Origin of the sequence: Neotamlana laminarinivorans, assembly GCF_020523925.1 — a bacterium.
Taxonomy (GTDB): domain Bacteria; phylum Bacteroidota; class Bacteroidia; order Flavobacteriales; family Flavobacteriaceae; genus Neotamlana; species Neotamlana laminarinivorans.
In genome coordinates this window covers 250,584-267,907 of record NZ_JAJAPW010000003.1, presented here as the reverse complement: position 1 = coordinate 267,907, position 17,324 = coordinate 250,584, and the positions used below count along the sequence as shown (strand labels likewise).

Below are 17,324 nucleotides of genomic sequence, written 5' to 3'. Positions count from 1 at the left end.
AAAGCGATAATGTGACATTTAATAGATGAAAGAAGACCATAAACATATCATTCTTAAAACTGAAAACCTTTCTGTTGGTTACAAAACCAAAAAAGATCAGGTTTGTGTTGCTAAAAACATCAATATTCAGCTTGAAAAAGGACAACTTATTGGTTTAGTTGGTGCTAATGGTATTGGAAAATCTACGTTATTAAAAACATTAACTAAAAATATTACGACTCTTAGCGGAAGCATTTTTATTGAAAACAAAAACCTAAATAAATGTTCTAATTTAGAACTATCAAAATTACTAAGCGTTGTTTTAACCGAACCTTTAGTCGCTAAAAATCTATCCGTTTTCGAGTTAATAACTCTTGGTAGGCAACCTTACACAAATTGGGTTGGTAACTTAACACAACAAGATTTAAAAACGGTTAACCACGCCATACAAATTATTAATATTGAAGAGCTAAAACACAAAAAATGCTTTGAGCTTAGCGACGGACAACTACAAAAAGTAATGATTGCACGCGCTTTAGCCCAAGATACAAGCCTTATAATTTTAGATGAACCAACTACACATCTAGACATGTATCACAAAGCTTATATTTTAAAATTGCTTCAAAAACTAGCAACAACTACCAACAAAACCATTCTTTTTTCTTCTCACGAAATAGATTTAGCTATTCAATTATGTGATAAAATGATTGTAATGAATACTAACGAAATTAATTTTGATTCGCCTTGTAATTTAATTGAACAAGGTGTATTCAACACACTTTTCCCTGATGATTTAATTGCTTTTGATGAAATTACAGGTAGTTTTAAAGTGAAGAAATAGAACTTTACTTAAGGACATTTCTTCATAAAAAATTATATTTGATAAAATCTAAATTTTAAATGAACGACAGCTTAATTCTTATTCTAGCTATTTTAGTTTCTGCCTTAGTTGGTGGGTATATTGGTGTAACCATTGCTAAACTTAAAAGTAAAACCGAAAAAAGCACTTTAGAAGAGCGTAATAGTAACTTACAGCTTCAAATTGAAGACTTAAAAACATTGCATGCCACCGAAAACGAAAAGCAAAACATCAATTTTGAACAAAAAATAAACGAGTTAAAAGAAACCCTAACCAAAATTGAAAAAGAACGCGAAGATATTAGGCGTGAAAAAGATTTTTTAAACACCGAACTCGCTAGAAGAAACTCGGAGTTTGAAAACCTACAACAACAAAACCTTAAACGTGATAAAGAACTCGAAGAACGTCAAGAACAACTCCGTAAGGATTTTGAACTTTTAGCTACTAAAATTCTAGATGAAAAATCTGAAAAATTTACCATTCAGAATAAAGAAAACATAAAAAATATTTTAAGTCCGTTACAGGAAAAAATAAAAACGTTTGAAGAAAAGGTTGATTTAACACAAAAGGAAAGCATTAGTATGCATTCGGCCTTAAAAGAACAATTAATAGGTTTAAAAGACCTAAACCAGCAAATGACAAAAGAGGCTACCAACCTTACCCGAGCACTAAAAGGCGATAGCAAAATGCAAGGAAATTGGGGCGAATTAGTTTTAGAGCGTGTTTTAGAAAAATCTGGTTTAGAAAAAGACCGCGAATATTTTGTACAACAAAGTTTTACCAGAGAAGATAATTCGCGTGTCATGCCCGATGTGGTTTTGCATTTACCCGATGGCAAAAAAATGATAATTGACAGTAAAGTGTCGTTAACCGATTACGAACGTTTTGTAAATGCCGATGATGACGACAAGTTATCCTTTTTAAAAGCGCATGTAAATTCGGTAAAACGCCATGTAGATCAACTTTCTGAAAAAAACTATCAGGATTTATACAACATGGAATCGCCTGATTTTGTACTCATGTTTATACCAATTGAACCTGCTTTTGCTGTTGTTGTAAACGAAGACAATACTATTTACAACAAAGCTTTTGAAAAAAACATTGTTATTGTAACTCCGTCTACATTACTTGCTACATTAAGAACCATTGATAGCATGTGGACCAACGAAAAGCAACAACAAAACGCCATTGAGATTGCTAGACAAGCTGGAGCACTCTACGATAAATTTGAAGGTCTTGTAAAAGATTTAACTGGGGTTGGTAAAAAAATTGATGCTGCAAAAACCGATTATTCTGCGGCCATGAATAAATTAGTTGAAGGTCGAGGAAACTTAATTACCAGCGTAGAAAAACTTAAAAAAATGGGAGCAAAAGCTAAAAAAGCACTTCCAGAAGCTATTATAAAACGTGCTCAAGACGAGGACTAAAAAACCCATTTACATATGTTTAAAAACATTGAAGACTCTCAAGTATCTATAACAGAATTAATGCTACCATCGCACTCCAATTTTAGTGGTAAAATTCATGGTGGGCATATTTTAAATTTAATGGATCAAATTGCTTTTGCTTGTGCCTCAAAACATTCTGGCCATTACTGTGTAACGGCATCGGTAAATCGTGTAGATTTTTTAAATCCTATTGAAGTTGGCGAATTAGTAACCTTAAAAGCATCGGTTAATTTTACCGGAAACACTTCAATGGTAGTTGGTTTACGTGTAGAATCTGAGAATATACAAAGTGGTGAAAAAAAACACTGTAACTCATCTTACTTTACTATGGTTGCTAAAGATGCAAACGGTAATAACGCTAAAGTTCCTGGTATAATTTTAAACACCGTAGATAGTGTTAGGCGTTTTGCTAGAAGTATTGCTAGACAAGAACAATCTAAACACAGAACATCAAAATATAATTCTACACAATTTAAAATTGATGATTATTTAGAGATTGTTAAACAACATAACGTTATGATTGATTTATAAAAAAAGCCGCTTAAAAAGCGGCTTTTTTTATAAATATGATTTTTATTTACTTAAATACATTTTACGTCTAGAATATAAATCGTAAAAAGCATCATCTTTTAAGCTATCAATAAACAAAATACTTTCTCCTGTACTTTTCATTTCTGGCCCTAAAGTTTTATCTACATTCGGAAATTTGTTAAACGAGAATACAGGTTGTTTTATAGCATAACCTTCAAGTTGTGGGTTAAAAGTAAAATCTTTAATTTTCTTTTCACCTAACATTAATTTGGTTGCATAATTAACGTACGGTTCGCCATAAGCTTTTGCTATAAACGGCACTGTTCTAGAAGCTCTTGGGTTAGCTTCAATAATATAAACCGTATCGTCTTTTACTGCAAACTGTATGTTAATTAAACCAACTGTATTTAATGCTAATGCAATTTTCTTGGTATGATCTTTAATTTGCTGTAAAACAAACTCACCTAAGTTAAACGGTGGCAATGTCGAGTTACTATCGCCAGAGTGAATTCCACAAGGCTCAATATGCTCCATTATACCAATAATGTAAACTTCTTCGCCATCGCAAATGGCATCAGCTTCAGCTTCAATTGCGCCTTCTAAATAATGATCTAGAAGTAATTTATTATTAGGTATACTTTGTAGCAAGCTTACAACGTGCTTCTCTAGTTCTTTTTCGTTAATTACAATTTTCATCCCTTGACCTCCTAATACATAAGATGGCCTTACCAGAATTGGAAAATCTAACTCTTTAGCTACTGCTAGGGCTTCATCTGCTGTTTCGGCTGTATCAAATTGTGGATAAGGTATATTGTTTTCTTTTAATAATGTTGAAAAACTTCCTCTGTCTTCTGCTAAATCTAAAGACTCAAAACTAGTTCCTATAATTTTAACACCGTATCTTGAAAGTTTTTCTGCAAGTTTAAGAGCTGTTTGCCCACCTAACTGTACAATTACACCTTCTGGTTTTTCATGTTTAATAATATCGTAGATGTGCTCCCAGAATACAGGCTCGAAATATAATTTATCGGCTGTATCAAAATCTGTAGAAACTGTTTCTGGGTTACAGTTAATCATAATAGTTTCGTAACCACACTCTTTGGCTGCGTAAACTCCATGCACACAACAGTAATCGAACTCTATACCTTGCCCAATTCGGTTTGGTCCAGAACCTAAAACTATTATTTTCTTTTTATCTGAAACTACACTTTCGTTATGCGCGTAACGTTTACCATCAGCAGTTTCCATATCACTTTCAAACGTTGAATAATAATAAGGTGTTTTTGCTTCAAATTCGGCAGCACAAGTATCAACTAACTTATAAACTCTATTGATGCCTAATTCTTCACGCTTATTGTAAACTTCACTTTCTAAACATCCAAGCATATGTGCAATTTGCCTATCGCCATATCCTTTTTGTTTAGCTTCAAGTAATAATTCTTTATCTATTGAATCTATTTTAAATGTAGAAATCTCTTTTTCCAAGAAATATAGTTCTTCGTATTGCTTTAAGAACCACATATCAATTTTAGTGATTTCAAAAATTCTACTTAAAGGAATTCCCATTTTTATGGCATCGTATATTGTAAATACACGATCCCAAGAGGCATGAGTAAGCTTTTCAATAATTTGTTCGTAGTTGGTGTTTTCTTTGCCATCAGCACCTAAACCATTTCTTTTAATTTCTAAAGATTGTGTGGCTTTGTGTAATGCTTCTTGAAAAGAACGCCCAATACCCATTACTTCACCTACAGCTTTCATTTGTAGGCCTAAAGTTCGATCTGATCCTTCAAACTTATCGAAATTCCAACGTGGTATTTTTACAATTACATAATCTAAAGTAGGCTCGAATAAAGCTGATGTAGATTTTGTAATTTGATTATTTAATTCATCTAGATGGTAACCTAAAGCTAATTTAGCAGCAATTTTAGCAATTGGATATCCGGTTGCTTTACTTGCTAATGCAGAAGAACGTGATACACGAGGGTTAATTTCAATGGCAATAATATCTTCTTTTTCGTCTGGAGATACTGCAAACTGCACATTACAACCACCTGCAAAATCACCAATACTGCGCATCATGTGAATGGCCATATCACGCATGCGTTGGTATGTTCTATCGCTTAAAGTCATGGCTGGGGCTACTGTAATAGAGTCTCCTGTATGAATACCCATTGGGTCCATATTTTCAATAGAACAAATAATAACAACATTATCATTTGAATCTCTTAGTAACTCTAACTCGTACTCTTTCCAGCCAAGTAATGCTTTATCAATCATTACCTCATGAATTGGAGAGATTTCTAAACCATGACGCAATAATTTATCAAAATCTTTTTCTTCATAAACAATAGCAGCTCCAGCGCCACCTAAAGTAAACGAAGAACGAATACATAATGGAAATCCAAATTTTTGAGCAATTTCTTTACCCTTTAAAAAAGATGTTGCTGTAGCTTGAGGAGCCATTGGCACACCTATTTTTTCCATTAAATCTCTAAACTGCTCTCTATCTTCAGTAATGTTTATCGCATCAATATCTACACCTATAATTTCAACACCAAAATCATCCCAAATACCTTTTTCGTCTGCTTGAATACATAAATTTAATGCTGTTTGACCTCCCATAGTGGGTAAAACGGCATCAATTTGAGGGTGTTCTTTTAAAATTTTAATTATTGACTTTGTATTTAATGGTAATAAATACACATGATCGGCCATTGATGGATCGGTCATAATTGTTGCTGGATTTGAGTTTATTAAAATAGTCTCAATTCCATCTTCACGTAATGATCTTAAAGCTTGTGATCCTGAATAATCAAATTCACAGGCTTGTCCAATTATAATTGGCCCAGACCCAATAATTAGTATCGACTTTAGTTTTGAATTCTTTGGCATTTTGCTTTATATGTAGAGTTAATATATTTTTTTACAAAAATAATAATCACGAGATATAAAAAAAGGCGTTACACTTAAGCAACACCTTTAATTTATAAACAATTGTAAATCATTATTTCTTATGTCTAGTTTCAGATGACACAGATAATCTTTTTCTTCCTTTAGCTCTTCTACGTGCTAATACTTTTCTACCATTAGCAGAAGCCATTCTTTCTCTAAAACCGTGTTTGTTTCTTCTCTTTCTTTTAGAAGGCTGAAATGTTCTCTTACTCATTATCTTATATCTTTAAATTCTGAAAAACTTTATTGTATTTGGGTATCTTAAAAACCGAGGGCAAATATACAAAGCCTTTATTACTTTGCAAATCATTTTTATAAAAAAATTAAATATTTTTTTTCAAAAACAAAAATAGTATTTATTTCCTTTATATTATTGACTTTTAAGAAGATTTAAACCAAATATTGATGCGTTTTTTTTCATAAAAATTTAGTTTATTTGCAACCTAAAACATCACAAAAAGGCAAAATTCGATTAATTTTGAGCTTTTTCAAATTCTAAAACTAACATTATATGTACAATAAAATTATAAAATTAATAATTGCTGCTGGGATTTTAGCTTATGCTATTTATCAATTTACCGAGGGCTACATTGGTAATGGCATTATGTTTATTTTATTAGCTTCAATTTTTGTTTTTCTTTATTTTAAAAATGAATTTATTCTGCTTGCTTTTTTGAAATTAAGAAAACAAGATTTTGAGGGTGCTAAAAAGTGGCTTAATAAAATTAAAAAACCTGAAGCTGCTTTAGTAAAAAAACAACAAGGATATTACAATTATTTACATGGTATTATGGTTTCGCAAAGTAATATGACTGAGGCTGAAAAATATTTTAAAAAAGCTATTTCATTAGGTTTGTCTATGGATCACGATTTAGCTATGGCTAAATTAAATTTAGCTGGTATTGCTTTTTCAAAACGCAGAAAACAGGAAGCACAAAAACTACTTAACGAGGCAAGTAAGCTTGACAAGCAAGGTATGCTAACCGACCAAATTAAAATGATGAAACAAAACATGAAACGCTCTTCTGGACCAAACCAACAATTTGGTGCTGGCGGTTCGTTAAGATCGCAAAAAAGGCGCTCGAGATAATCTGTTTAGTTTTAAAACTTAAAAAATAAAAGCTTCAAAATTTAAAATTTTGAGGCTTTTTTATATTAAGGGAGACCAAAGCCTGCAATATGATTCTTTTAACTTATCGAATTTAGAACGTTTTATATAAACCTCTGGATTTACTACTTTACTGTCTTCTAAATCTTGTTGAAAATGAGATTTTAATTCTTTAGCTTTTACTTTATCATAAATTACCGAATTGATTTCAAAATTAATATTGAAACTTCGATAATCCATATTAGAGGTTCCAACCATGGCAAAAACATCGTCAACTACCATAGTTTTTGCATGTATAAAGCCTTTTTGATATTTATATACTTTTATCCCTGCTTTAAACAAGCCTTCTAAGTATGAATTTGATGCATGCTTTACCACCCAAGAGTCTGACTTTTCTGGAATTAGCAACCTAACGTCTACCCCACTTTTTGATGCAATTTGTAGGGCTTTAATCATTTCGTCATTAGGCACAAAATATGGTGTAGTTATATATACATAATCACTTGCTGTTATTATAGCTGTTAGAGTTAACTCCATAATGTTAGCCCAATCTGTATCTGGCCCACTGGCTGCTATTTGTAAGCCTACATCATTTTTATTTGTTTCTTCTAAATCTGGAAAAAACAACTTAAAATCGTCAATACGCTCATTTGAAACAAAATGCCATGTAGATAAAAAATGAATTTGTAAAGACCTAACCGCTTCACCTTGTATTCTTAAATGTGTATCGCGCCAAAATGTTTTATTGTTAGCATTTACGTATTCATCACCTATATTTATACCCCCAACGTAACCAATTTCACCATCTATAATTGCTATTTTTCGATGATTTCGATAATTCATCTTTCCTGTAAACTTAGGTAATAAAACGGGCATAAATGCATGGTGTTTTATACCGCAATGAGTAAGTTTAGATTTCATTTTGTTAGAAATTTTACTTCCTACATCATCATAACTCATTCTAACAATTACACCTTCTTTAGCTTTTTCGCATAATAAATTGAGTAGTTTTGAACCTATTACATCATCTTTAATTATATAATATTCAATATTAATATGATGTTTTGCTTGTTTTATATCGGCAAATAGTTTCTTGAACTTATCATCACCGTTTTTTAAAATATCAATATTATTTCTTAAAGTTAACGGCTCGTTTTGATTACTATGAAGCAGCTTTACTAATTTTACCTTTTCATCTAAATAATTATTAACTTTTTGCAGTTGTTGCTTACTAAAAGCTTGTTCTTTTTTTACTGCTTTTATTACGGCTTTATTTAGAACATACTTCCTGTTAAAAATTTTATTTTTCCGGTATTCTTGCCCAAAAAGATAATAAACCAAAGGGCCTAAAAAAGGAAAAAACACTAATACAACAATGTATGATAGTGTTTTTGTGGGATTTAAATTTTTTAAAATTACTGTTATTACAGCAGAAACAGCGATAACATAATTAAGTATAATTAAAAAAAGCCAAATATTATTTCCTATGAATTTAAACATACCAATATTTATTGATAGTAGCCTTCTTCAGGAATTTCTATATGATATACTTTTCTGGATTTATTATTTAAATGTGGTTCTCTAAGCCATGGGTTGTGTAATTTTAAAATCTTGTAGTTAATTTTAAAATTCTGAGCAAACTTTGAAAAATCTGTTACAGCTGTGTCAACTTCTACTTTATAAGTTGGCACGTTTTTATATAAATCTTTGCTTCTAAAATTAAAACCGTATTTAGCAGGATGAGATAAAATTTCTTTTAAAGCCACAATTCTAAACATATATCTTCCGGTTTCTTCACCAAGCAACAAATCGTAATAATTAGTAACCTGTTGCTCTTTTAAACGTCTTGAAATTCCTGAGGTACCTGCGTTATATGCAGCAGCAGCAAGTGTCCAAGAACCAAGTTTAGCTTTAGAACGAAGTAAATATTTACAAGCCACTTCTGTTGCTTTTTCTAAGTGATAGCGTTCATCTACATTCTCGTTAATTTCTAGTCCATTTTCACGACCAGTAGTTTTCATTATTTGCCAAACACCTCGTGCTCCTGCTGGAGATACTGCGTTGGTTAAACCGCTTTCTATAACTGCTAAATATTTAAAATCGTCTGGAACGCCATATTTAGCAAGAATAGGTTCTATTATAGGGAAATATTTTTCAGCACGCTTAAACATAAGTAAGCCATTTGATTGCCAATAGGTATTTACAAGCAATTCCCTATCCATACGTTCGTAAATATCTGGGTTACTAAGCGGTAATGGTTCTCCTGCAAATTCTAAATTATCAGGAATTTGTAATGCGTAAACATTATAATCGTTTATTAATTTTGTTTCAAAATTTTCGTCGGTTGGAGCGTCTTGTAAAGCGTATATAAATAAGCCACATAAACTTAATAATCCCACAAACGCCAAGGCTTTCTGTACTATCTTCATGTTTAATAAGTTTCGGTAAAATTAGCAAAAATATTCGATAACATTAGTAGCTATTTAAAATTATAGTTGGTAGATTTTCGTTAAACCACTTGTATTTGTTTAAAATCATAACGTGGGTTCCGCCTTTTATTGTTTTACAATTTGAAATATTTTTTATTGGAAAAACGGTATCTGCATCTCCATGTATATGAGTTATATCTGGACTATATTCTGTTTGTTTCCAACATACCATATTTTTTATGGCCCATTTTAAATATTGTTCGTTATTAACCGATAGATATGTTTTGTAAAGCTCTATTCGTTTTGAAACCTGTTTACCTAATGCATATTTTGAAAGCAAATCTATATTACTAGCTAATTTGGTTGGAGCTAGTTTATAAAACTTAGTAATTTTCGCAAATTTCATGCGTTTTGGCAACTCTTTATTAGATTTAACACTAGACACAATAATTAACTTCCTTGTGTTTATAATTTTACTAAGTTCTTGTACAATAACACCACCAAATGAAACCCCAATTAGCACAATGTTTTGATGGCTTATTTGCTGTTTTGCCAGACGGGAAACATAACTTATCATTGGTTCATTTTTAGTAGGTATAATCCATTCCAAAAAATGAACTTTAAATTGATTTTCGGGCAACTTTATGCGTTCAAAAATATTGGGACTCGCAGCCATTCCTGGCATGAAATACACATGTATAATATCATTTTTTTTCATATTAAAATTCTAGCTATTTTAAAAGGACACTGTTAATACTTTATATACTAATACATTAAGCCCAATTTTAACAGTAAAGCCCGAAAAATTTCGTATATTTGCATTGTAAACTTATAAAATAGTCTTCACTATTTTTACTTTTCCGCTTAATTTAAAATTTTATAACATGGTTGAGGCTGCTGAACTAATTGATAATGACTTTTTACGCCAATTTGAGTTAAAAGTTGATAATCAATTAGCTACGATTGAGTATTCATTACAGGAAAGAAAAATATTTTTAACTAAATTGGTTATTCCTAGTAGTGTTGAAAACACAAATTTTAAAAAGGATTTTTTAGAAATTGTTTTTGAAAATATTAAAGAACGCAACTTAAGTTTAGTACCAACTAGCCCTGAGATAGCTAAATTTGTAAGAAGTAATCGTAAATATAAACGTATGCTTCCTGTTGGTGTTAGAATTTAAGTTTTTAAAAGGAATTAAATTTTTTATAAAGCTGAAAGTAAATAACACTTTCAGTTTTTTTATTCTGTTAGATAATCTGTATAGTTGCTTGACACTTTAACATAAACAATATCAGCGTTTTCTGCAGACACTAACTCTTGTGAATTTATTAAATTAAAAATTTCCTCGGAGTTTGTTTCTACTAAAACCACAGAATTATTTTCTTTTCTCCAAGTTCTGCCAACGAAGCTAGAAGTTACCTCTCCTTCAGAATTTTCTATCAGCTGAATTTTAGCTGCTTCATTATTTGTTCCTAACACAAGTTGGCTTGTATAAATTACATCATCAACTTCTGTAGTATACTCCCAAACCCCCAACATTTCATTAATATTATCATCTAAATCATCAGAACAAGATACGTGCAAACTAAAAATTAATAGTAAAATTGTTAATTTTTTAAAATGCTTCATTAACTAAGAGTTGTTTAAATTAACTTTAAATCTAAAGTTATGCGTTTTGCTAAAGTAATAATATCGATAAAATGTTATAAAACCAGCTTAAAGTGGTGCTTCTTCAAAATTAAATCGAACTAAACCATCCTCATCAATTTTAGTTAATTCTACTTTGTGCAATGTATTAACAAGTTCTGGGTTCCATGGTGTTTTTACTTTTACATAGTTTTCTGTAAAACCATGAATGTACCCTTCTTTATTTTCACTCTCAAAAAGCACCGTTCTGTAGCTACCTAATTGATTTTCGTAAAAAGCTCTTCGCTTTTTTACTGAAAGTCCTCTTAACATTTTACTACGTTTGCTTCTTACATTTTTGGGCACAACACCTTCCATGTTTGCCGCTTCAGTATTATCGCGCTCTGAATATGTAAATACATGAAGGTATGAAATATCTAAATCTGCCAAAAAATTATATGTTTCTAAAAAACACTCATCGGTCTCCCCTGGAAAACCAACAATAACATCAACACCTATGCAGGCATGCGGCATAACTTCTTTTATTTTATTAACCCTATCTACATATAATTCTCGCATGTAACGACGCTTCATTTTTTTTAAAATTGTATTACTACCTGATTGTAAAGGCACGTGAAAGTGTGGTACAAATGCTCGAGATTTTGAAACCAAATCTATAGTTTCATTTTTCAATAAATTTGGCTCTATTGAAGAAATTCGTAAGCGCTCTATACCTTCTACCTTATCTAATTCTGTAACTAAATCTAAAAAAGTATGCTCGTGTTTTTTATTACCAAACTCACCTTTACCGTAATCACCAATATTAACTCCTGTTAATACAATTTCTTTTATATTTTTTTCTGAAATTTCTCTGGCATTCTTTAACACATTATCCATGGTATCACTACGCGAAATACCTCTAGCCAAAGGAATGGTACAGTAGGTACATTTGTAATCGCAACCATCTTGCACCTTTAAAAAAGCACGAGTTCTATCTCCTATAGAATAGCTTCCCACATAAAAATCAGCATCTTCAATTTCGCAAGAATGTACTTCGCCGTAATCGTTTTTAGAAAGGTCGTTTATGTAATCGGTAATTTTAAATTTTTCTGTGGCACCAAGCACTAAATCTACACCATTTACATCGGCTAATTCTTGAGGTTTTAATTGCGCATAACAACCAACAGCTGCTACAAATGCATCTGGATTTATTTTTTGCGCTTGCTTTACAATTGTTTTAAAACGTTTATCTGCATTTTCTGTTACAGAACATGTGTTTATAACATAAATATCTGCTTTTTCAGAAAAATCTACACGATTAAAACCTTCATCTTTAAAGGTTCTAGCTATAGTAGAGGTTTCAGAAAAATTTAATTTACAACCTAAAGTATAAAATGCAACGTTCTTTTTCATTAGCTTTCATTTCGGCAAAGACATAAATCTCATTATATTTACCTTATTCTTTTAAAAGACGGCAAATTTACAACTATTAAATTACATGATAAAACCAATTTTAAAACAAGTAACATTTTATTTATCAATTAGTTGTATAACACTCCTTATTTTTTCTTGTAAGCATAAAACCAACAATTCAAAAGATCATTTAGTTTTTCGATACAATGAATACGCTAATATAAATACGTTAGATCCTGCATTTGCACGTACTTTACAAGATATTCGAGTTGCAAATCAGCTTTTTAATGGCTTAGTACAAACCGACGATCAACTTAATATAAAACCCTGTATTGCTAAAGCTTGGAAAATAAGTAACGATGCCCTAACATATACTTTTACTCTTAGAGATGATGTATTTTTTCATGAACATGAACGTTTCGGAGAAAATTTAACGCGAACGGTAACCGCCAAAGATTTTGAATATAGCTTTAACCGATTAAGAGATGACAAATTAGCGGCTCCTGGTAGTTGGGTTTTAAATAAGGTAGAAGACTTTAAAGCCATCAACGACACTATATTTCAAATTAAACTAAAACAATCTTTCCCGGCTTTTATAGGCTTGCTTAGTATGAAATATTGCTCGGTTGTACCCAAAGAAGTTGTTGAATTTTATGGCAGTGAATTTAGGTCGCACCCAATAGGCACTGGACCATTTAAATTTAAAAGATGGGAAGAAAACATTAAGCTTGTATTTAGAAGAAACAACAACTATTTTGAAACTGACAAAGATGGCTATAAACTGCCTTACTTAGAGTCGATTTCCATTACCTTTTTACCTGATAAGCAAAGTGAATTTTTACAGTTTGTACAAGGAAATATTGATTTTTTAAACAGCTTAGATATATCATATAAAGATGAACTTTTAACCTCCAACGGAAAACTAAAAGAAGCATATAAAAGCACTGTAAATATGATTCGTGGTCCTTATTTAAACAGTGAATACCTTGGTTTTTATTTAGACTCTAAAACTCCAGAAATACAGTCTAAACTTATTAGAAAAGCTATAAATTATGGCTTTGACAGAAAAAAAATGATATTACATTTGCGCAACGGCATTGGTAATCCTGCTAATGGCGGTTTTATTCCGTTGGGTTTACCAGGTCATAGTAAAGAAATAGGTTTTACTTACCAACCTAAAAAAGCTAAAGCTTTAATCGATCAATTTAAAGAAGAAAGCGGCATTTTAAATCCAGAAATTACCCTAAACACAACTAGCAATTATTTAAGTTTTTGTGAATTTATACAACGGGAACTAGAAAAAGCTGGTTTAAAAATAAATGTAGATGTTATGCCTGAATCTACTTTAAGAAGCGCAAGATCTAATGGTAAAGTAGATATGTTTAGAAGCTCTTGGATTGCAGATTATTTGGATGCTGAAAACTACCTATCTATTTTTTATAGTAAAAATTTTGCTCCGGGAAGCTCAAATTACTTTCATTTTAAAAACAAAACATTAGACAGCTTATACAATAAAGCTTTTACCATAACCGACATAGATAAGCGCAAACATTTATACACAAAAATGGATTCTATAGCTATGGATAATGCCATTATGGTACCATTGTATTATGATGAAGTAATTCGGTTTACAAGAAAAAACATAAAAGGTTTAGGCATAAATCCTGTAGATATGCTTAACTTAAAATATGTTAAAAAAACCAAGCTTTAATGGTACTCTATATTTTCAATAGGTTTAATTTTTTCTGTTACTAAGCCATAAACTATCAAGTATTGTGAAATAGCATAAAATGTAACTACGGTTATTTTATTATACAGGAAGTAATCTTCATAAAATTTAGTAAGAAGAGCTATTGTATCGTATGTTACAGAAAAAAACACCCCAATAACTACTATTAAAAAGCTTTTAAAATTTACTTCTACCTTTCTTAAAAAAGAAAATAAAAATTGAATGGAACTAAATAGCAAATAAATTAAAACAGGTACTACATACTCGTTTAGGTTTTTAATAACAACATTAAAAACCAATAAAATGTAAAAAAAACAAAAAGCTAAAATGGGAAACAAATCGGAAACTTTAAAATCCCTATCACCAGAAAAACGAAATATATAAAAGATTTTACCCATCATAAAAAATAACATTGCACTTAAAAAAAGTACAGGTTTACCTTTAAATACAATAATTATATCTCCTAACAAGAAGGTTATTATTGCTAAATTTAAATATATAAATTTTCTAGTTTTTTTATTTGCAGTATTTACCCAAGTAAATATTAATAAAGAAACCATTAGAAAAGGTTTTACAAATACCCTTAAGTAATTTTCATCTGCATTAAATTTTACATAAAGATACACCACTAATATGATGAAATATAAAACAGAAAAAAGGAACTTATTTTTAAATAAACTCATAACTAAGCGACTTAAATTCACGACCAACTTTTACAATTTTTCTTAAATACACATATGTTTTTATCTTCCAGAACACCAATTACAATAAAAAATTGAGATAAACCATAAAATATCATAATTGCAGATTCTGAAAAAGGAATATTAATTTCTGAAAATGAAGACAGTGCTGTTATAGTATCTGAAAAAAAAGAAAAAAATACTCCTAACAACACCAAGTTATAGCTTGAAGCAACAACAGCGTATTTGCGCAATATAGCAAACAAAAAAACTTTTAATGCTGCAAAAAAATAAAGAAAAACCAGAAAAAAACTAGTTTCACAAAGTCCGTTGTATATTAAATAGTACACGATAAACATAAGCGAGACACCAAAAAAAACATATGGCACCAACCTATTCATACTAAAATCCTTTTTTGTACTTAACCTAAAAACATAAAATAATTTACCTAATATAAAAAAGAAAATAGCTAGGAAATATAAAGACACATTTTCGTAAAACAACATTAATATATCTCCAACCCAAAAACATATTAAAGCAGATACTAAAAAAAACATATTACGCTTTTTCTGCTCTGATTTATGATAGAGCGCCAATAAGAGCAATGAAAGCAACAATGAGGTTTTTGTTACTATTCTAAACAAAGAAACTTCGCTTATGTTTTTTACAATTACATCAATTAAGAGTATTGTAAAAAAAACAACACTAAAGTGAAGCCTACTTTTAACAATTTTATACATGGATTAATAACTTAATACTATAGTTACAAACCAAAATTACACAATGAATTAAAAATGAGGGAAGTATTTTCGTTAAACCAATTTAAAAGAGGCTTTTAAAGGTCATTTTCTGTAGACGAATAGATTTATTAATTTCTTCGATACTTCTTAGTTACTTCAAATATATGCTCAAAAATGCTTTCATCGTCCTTTGTAAACTCTACATTTTTTCGCACCATAACACGTTTAGCAACGTCTATAGCTTTTTTGGTTAAATAACTAGTAAAACCACTATTACCACCCCATGAAAAACTTGGTACGAAATTTCTTGGAAAACCTGAACCAAAAATATTTACACTCACACCTACAACTGTTCCTGTATTAAACATAGTATTTATGCCACATTTACTATGATCTCCCATCATTAAACCACAAAACTGTAGTCCTGTTTTAGCAAAACCTTCAGTTTCGTAATTCCACAACCTTACTTCTGCATAGTTATTTTTTAAATTAGAATTATTGGTATCTGCTCCTAAATTACACCACTCTCCTAAAACCGAATTACCTAGGTAACCTTCGTGACCTTTATTTGAATTTGCAAAAAGCACAGCATTTTTAACTTCTCCTCCTACTTTACTTCCTGGGCCAATAGTTGTGGCTCCATATATTTTTGCCCCTAATTTAATTACTGCCTCGTCGCATAACGCTAACGGACCACGAATTACAGCCCCCTCCATAATTTCAGCATTTTTACCAATATAAATTGGTCCTGTAGAAGCGTTTAATGTGGTAAATTCTAAACTCGCACCTTCTTCAATAAAAATATTTTGAGCATCAATAACATTATTGCTAGAAGGTATAGGCTGCGATTTTCTGTTTTTTGTTAAAAAATTAAAATCATCTTGAATTGCGTCTTCGTTTTTTGAGAAGATATCCCAAGTATTTTCAATTTTTAAAAGCTCATCATTATACTCAAAAGCTTCATAATCATTAAAATTTATATCTTCTTGAGCTTCTTTAGTAAAAAACGCAATAACCTCTTCCCCTTTAAAAATAGCTTGATTTTCTCTTAAATCACGAATCATTTCAACTAACTCTAAATTTGGCAAAAACGATGCATTAATCATTACATTCTCGTCCATTTCAACCATTGGAAATTTATCAGATAAATAATCTTCCGTTATGGTGGTTGTAGTAGTACCCAAATAAGCTTCCCATTTTTCACGAATAGTTAAAATACCTACTCGAATATCGGCAACAGGTCGTGTAAACGTAAATGGCAACAAGTTATTTCGTGATGGCCCATCAAAAAGAATATAGTTCATAACTAAATTTGAAGTTAAAATAGAAGAATTAAAAATTCGCTTCTAATTCTTACAATTTGTTTTAAACAAATGTATGCGAATTACAGAAAATAAAAAAGCCTTTCATTTCTGAAAGGCTTCATAAAAGTTTTAAAAACTCGAAAATTATTTTTTAAACTTCGCGTATTTGTTTTTGAACTTATCAATACGTCCAGCTGTATCTACTAATTTAGATTTACCAGTGTAGTAAGGATGAGACGTTCTAGAAATTTCCATTTTCACTAATGGATACTCAACACCATCAACCTCAATCGTTTCATTAGTATTGGCTGTAGACTTAGTTAAGAAAACATCGTCGTTAGACATATCTTTAAATGCTACTATTCTATAATTTTCTGGGTGTATACCTTTTCTCATCGCTAAATACTTTTATCTAATCAATTTTGGAGTGCAAATTTACACTTTTTTATCTAACGTACAACAATTTATTTAAAAAATATTTAATTTTTATGTGTAACGTTTTTCTATATTTGACTACAAACT

The 17,324-nt window shown here is 30.6% G+C and carries 17 protein-coding genes; 6 read left to right on the top strand and 11 right to left on the bottom strand.

The window, feature by feature from the left end; genetic code table 11:
• Window positions 1-25 precede the first annotated feature (25 nt).
• From LG649_RS07885 to LG649_RS07875, 3 genes are read left to right on the top strand one after another with little or no spacing between them, the layout of a single operon-like run.
• A complete protein-coding gene (locus tag LG649_RS07885) occupies window positions 26-820 on the top strand; it encodes an ABC transporter ATP-binding protein (protein WP_226543045.1) in 795 nt (264 codons plus the stop codon).
• Window positions 821-879: 59 nt separating this feature from the next.
• On the top strand, window positions 880-2,265 hold the full coding sequence (gene rmuC, locus LG649_RS07880; protein ID WP_226543043.1) for a DNA recombination protein RmuC: 1,386 nt from the start codon (window positions 880-882) through the stop codon (window positions 2,263-2,265).
• A gap of 15 nt (window positions 2,266-2,280) precedes the next feature.
• Window positions 2,281-2,817: an acyl-CoA thioesterase gene (locus LG649_RS07875; RefSeq protein ID WP_226543042.1), complete on the top strand. Its 537-nt coding sequence runs from the start codon at window positions 2,281-2,283 to the stop codon at window positions 2,815-2,817.
• Window positions 2,818-2,859: 42 nt separating this feature from the next.
• Here the strand turns inward: LG649_RS07875 and carB are convergent, their stop codons facing one another.
• Window positions 2,860-5,712 (bottom strand): carbamoyl-phosphate synthase large subunit, encoded by a 2,853-nt coding sequence (carB, locus tag LG649_RS07870; protein ID WP_226543040.1) that lies wholly within the window; start codon window positions 5,710-5,712, stop codon window positions 2,860-2,862.
• Between the two features lie 112 nt (window positions 5,713-5,824).
• The gene (gene rpmH / locus LG649_RS07865) at window positions 5,825-5,986 is read right to left on the bottom strand and encodes a 50S ribosomal protein L34 (protein ID WP_042244185.1); all 162 of its coding nucleotides are present in this window, start codon (window positions 5,984-5,986) and stop codon (window positions 5,825-5,827) included.
• 297 nt (window positions 5,987-6,283) lie between these two features.
• On the opposite strand from rpmH, the gene LG649_RS07860 reads away from it, so the two are divergent.
• Window positions 6,284-6,862 carry a DUF2892 domain-containing protein gene (locus tag LG649_RS07860; protein WP_226543032.1) on the top strand — a complete coding sequence of 193 codons (579 nt, stop codon included), beginning with the start codon at window positions 6,284-6,286 and terminating at the stop codon, window positions 6,860-6,862.
• A gap of 60 nt (window positions 6,863-6,922) precedes the next feature.
• Here the strand turns inward: LG649_RS07860 and cls are convergent, their stop codons facing one another.
• The 3 genes from cls to LG649_RS07845 are packed head-to-tail and all read right to left on the bottom strand — an operon-like array spanning window position 6,923 to window position 10,027.
• Window positions 6,923-8,380 carry a cardiolipin synthase gene (cls, locus tag LG649_RS07855; protein ID WP_226543030.1) on the bottom strand — a complete coding sequence of 486 codons (1,458 nt, stop codon included), beginning with the start codon at window positions 8,378-8,380 and terminating at the stop codon, window positions 6,923-6,925.
• An 8-nt stretch (window positions 8,381-8,388) separates the two neighbouring features.
• Complete coding sequence (locus LG649_RS07850; protein ID WP_226543028.1) at window positions 8,389-9,309, bottom strand: lytic transglycosylase domain-containing protein; 921 nt, start codon at window positions 9,307-9,309, stop codon at window positions 8,389-8,391.
• A gap of 43 nt (window positions 9,310-9,352) precedes the next feature.
• Complete coding sequence (locus LG649_RS07845) at window positions 9,353-10,027, bottom strand: alpha/beta hydrolase (RefSeq protein ID WP_226543026.1); 675 nt, start codon at window positions 10,025-10,027, stop codon at window positions 9,353-9,355.
• A gap of 166 nt (window positions 10,028-10,193) precedes the next feature.
• On the opposite strand from LG649_RS07845, the gene LG649_RS07840 reads away from it, so the two are divergent.
• On the top strand, window positions 10,194-10,490 hold the full coding sequence (locus tag LG649_RS07840) for an N-acetyltransferase (protein WP_226543024.1): 297 nt from the start codon (window positions 10,194-10,196) through the stop codon (window positions 10,488-10,490).
• Window positions 10,491-10,549: 59 nt separating this feature from the next.
• On the opposite strand, the gene LG649_RS07835 is transcribed toward LG649_RS07840, so the two are convergent.
• Together LG649_RS07835 and mtaB are read right to left on the bottom strand one after the other, a co-directional pair.
• On the bottom strand, window positions 10,550-10,939 hold the full coding sequence (locus LG649_RS07835) for a hypothetical protein (protein WP_226543022.1): 390 nt from the start codon (window positions 10,937-10,939) through the stop codon (window positions 10,550-10,552).
• 87 nt (window positions 10,940-11,026) lie between these two features.
• Window positions 11,027-12,349 (bottom strand): tRNA (N(6)-L-threonylcarbamoyladenosine(37)-C(2))-methylthiotransferase MtaB, encoded by a 1,323-nt coding sequence (gene mtaB, locus LG649_RS07830; protein WP_226543019.1) that lies wholly within the window; start codon window positions 12,347-12,349, stop codon window positions 11,027-11,029.
• An 85-nt stretch (window positions 12,350-12,434) separates the two neighbouring features.
• Between mtaB and LG649_RS07825 the strand changes: the two genes are divergently transcribed.
• Window positions 12,435-14,060, top strand: coding sequence for an ABC transporter substrate-binding protein (locus tag LG649_RS07825; RefSeq protein ID WP_226543017.1), 1,626 nt, complete (start codon window positions 12,435-12,437; stop codon window positions 14,058-14,060).
• Here the strand turns inward: LG649_RS07825 and LG649_RS07820 are convergent.
• The 4 genes from LG649_RS07820 to LG649_RS07805 form a co-directional block, all read right to left on the bottom strand.
• Window positions 14,057-14,761, bottom strand: coding sequence for a lysoplasmalogenase family protein (locus LG649_RS07820; protein WP_226543015.1), 705 nt, complete (start codon window positions 14,759-14,761; stop codon window positions 14,057-14,059). The genes LG649_RS07825 and LG649_RS07820 overlap by 4 nt on opposite strands.
• Window positions 14,762-14,778: 17 nt before the next feature.
• Complete coding sequence (locus LG649_RS07815; RefSeq protein WP_226543013.1) at window positions 14,779-15,498, bottom strand: lysoplasmalogenase family protein; 720 nt, start codon at window positions 15,496-15,498, stop codon at window positions 14,779-14,781.
• A gap of 128 nt (window positions 15,499-15,626) precedes the next feature.
• A complete protein-coding gene (locus LG649_RS07810; protein WP_226543011.1) occupies window positions 15,627-16,802 on the bottom strand; it encodes a GlmU family protein in 1,176 nt (391 codons plus the stop codon).
• Window positions 16,803-16,946: 144 nt separating this feature from the next.
• Window positions 16,947-17,198: a type B 50S ribosomal protein L31 gene (locus LG649_RS07805; RefSeq protein ID WP_226543008.1), complete on the bottom strand. Its 252-nt coding sequence runs from the start codon at window positions 17,196-17,198 to the stop codon at window positions 16,947-16,949.
• Window positions 17,199-17,324: the final 126 nt, after the last annotated feature.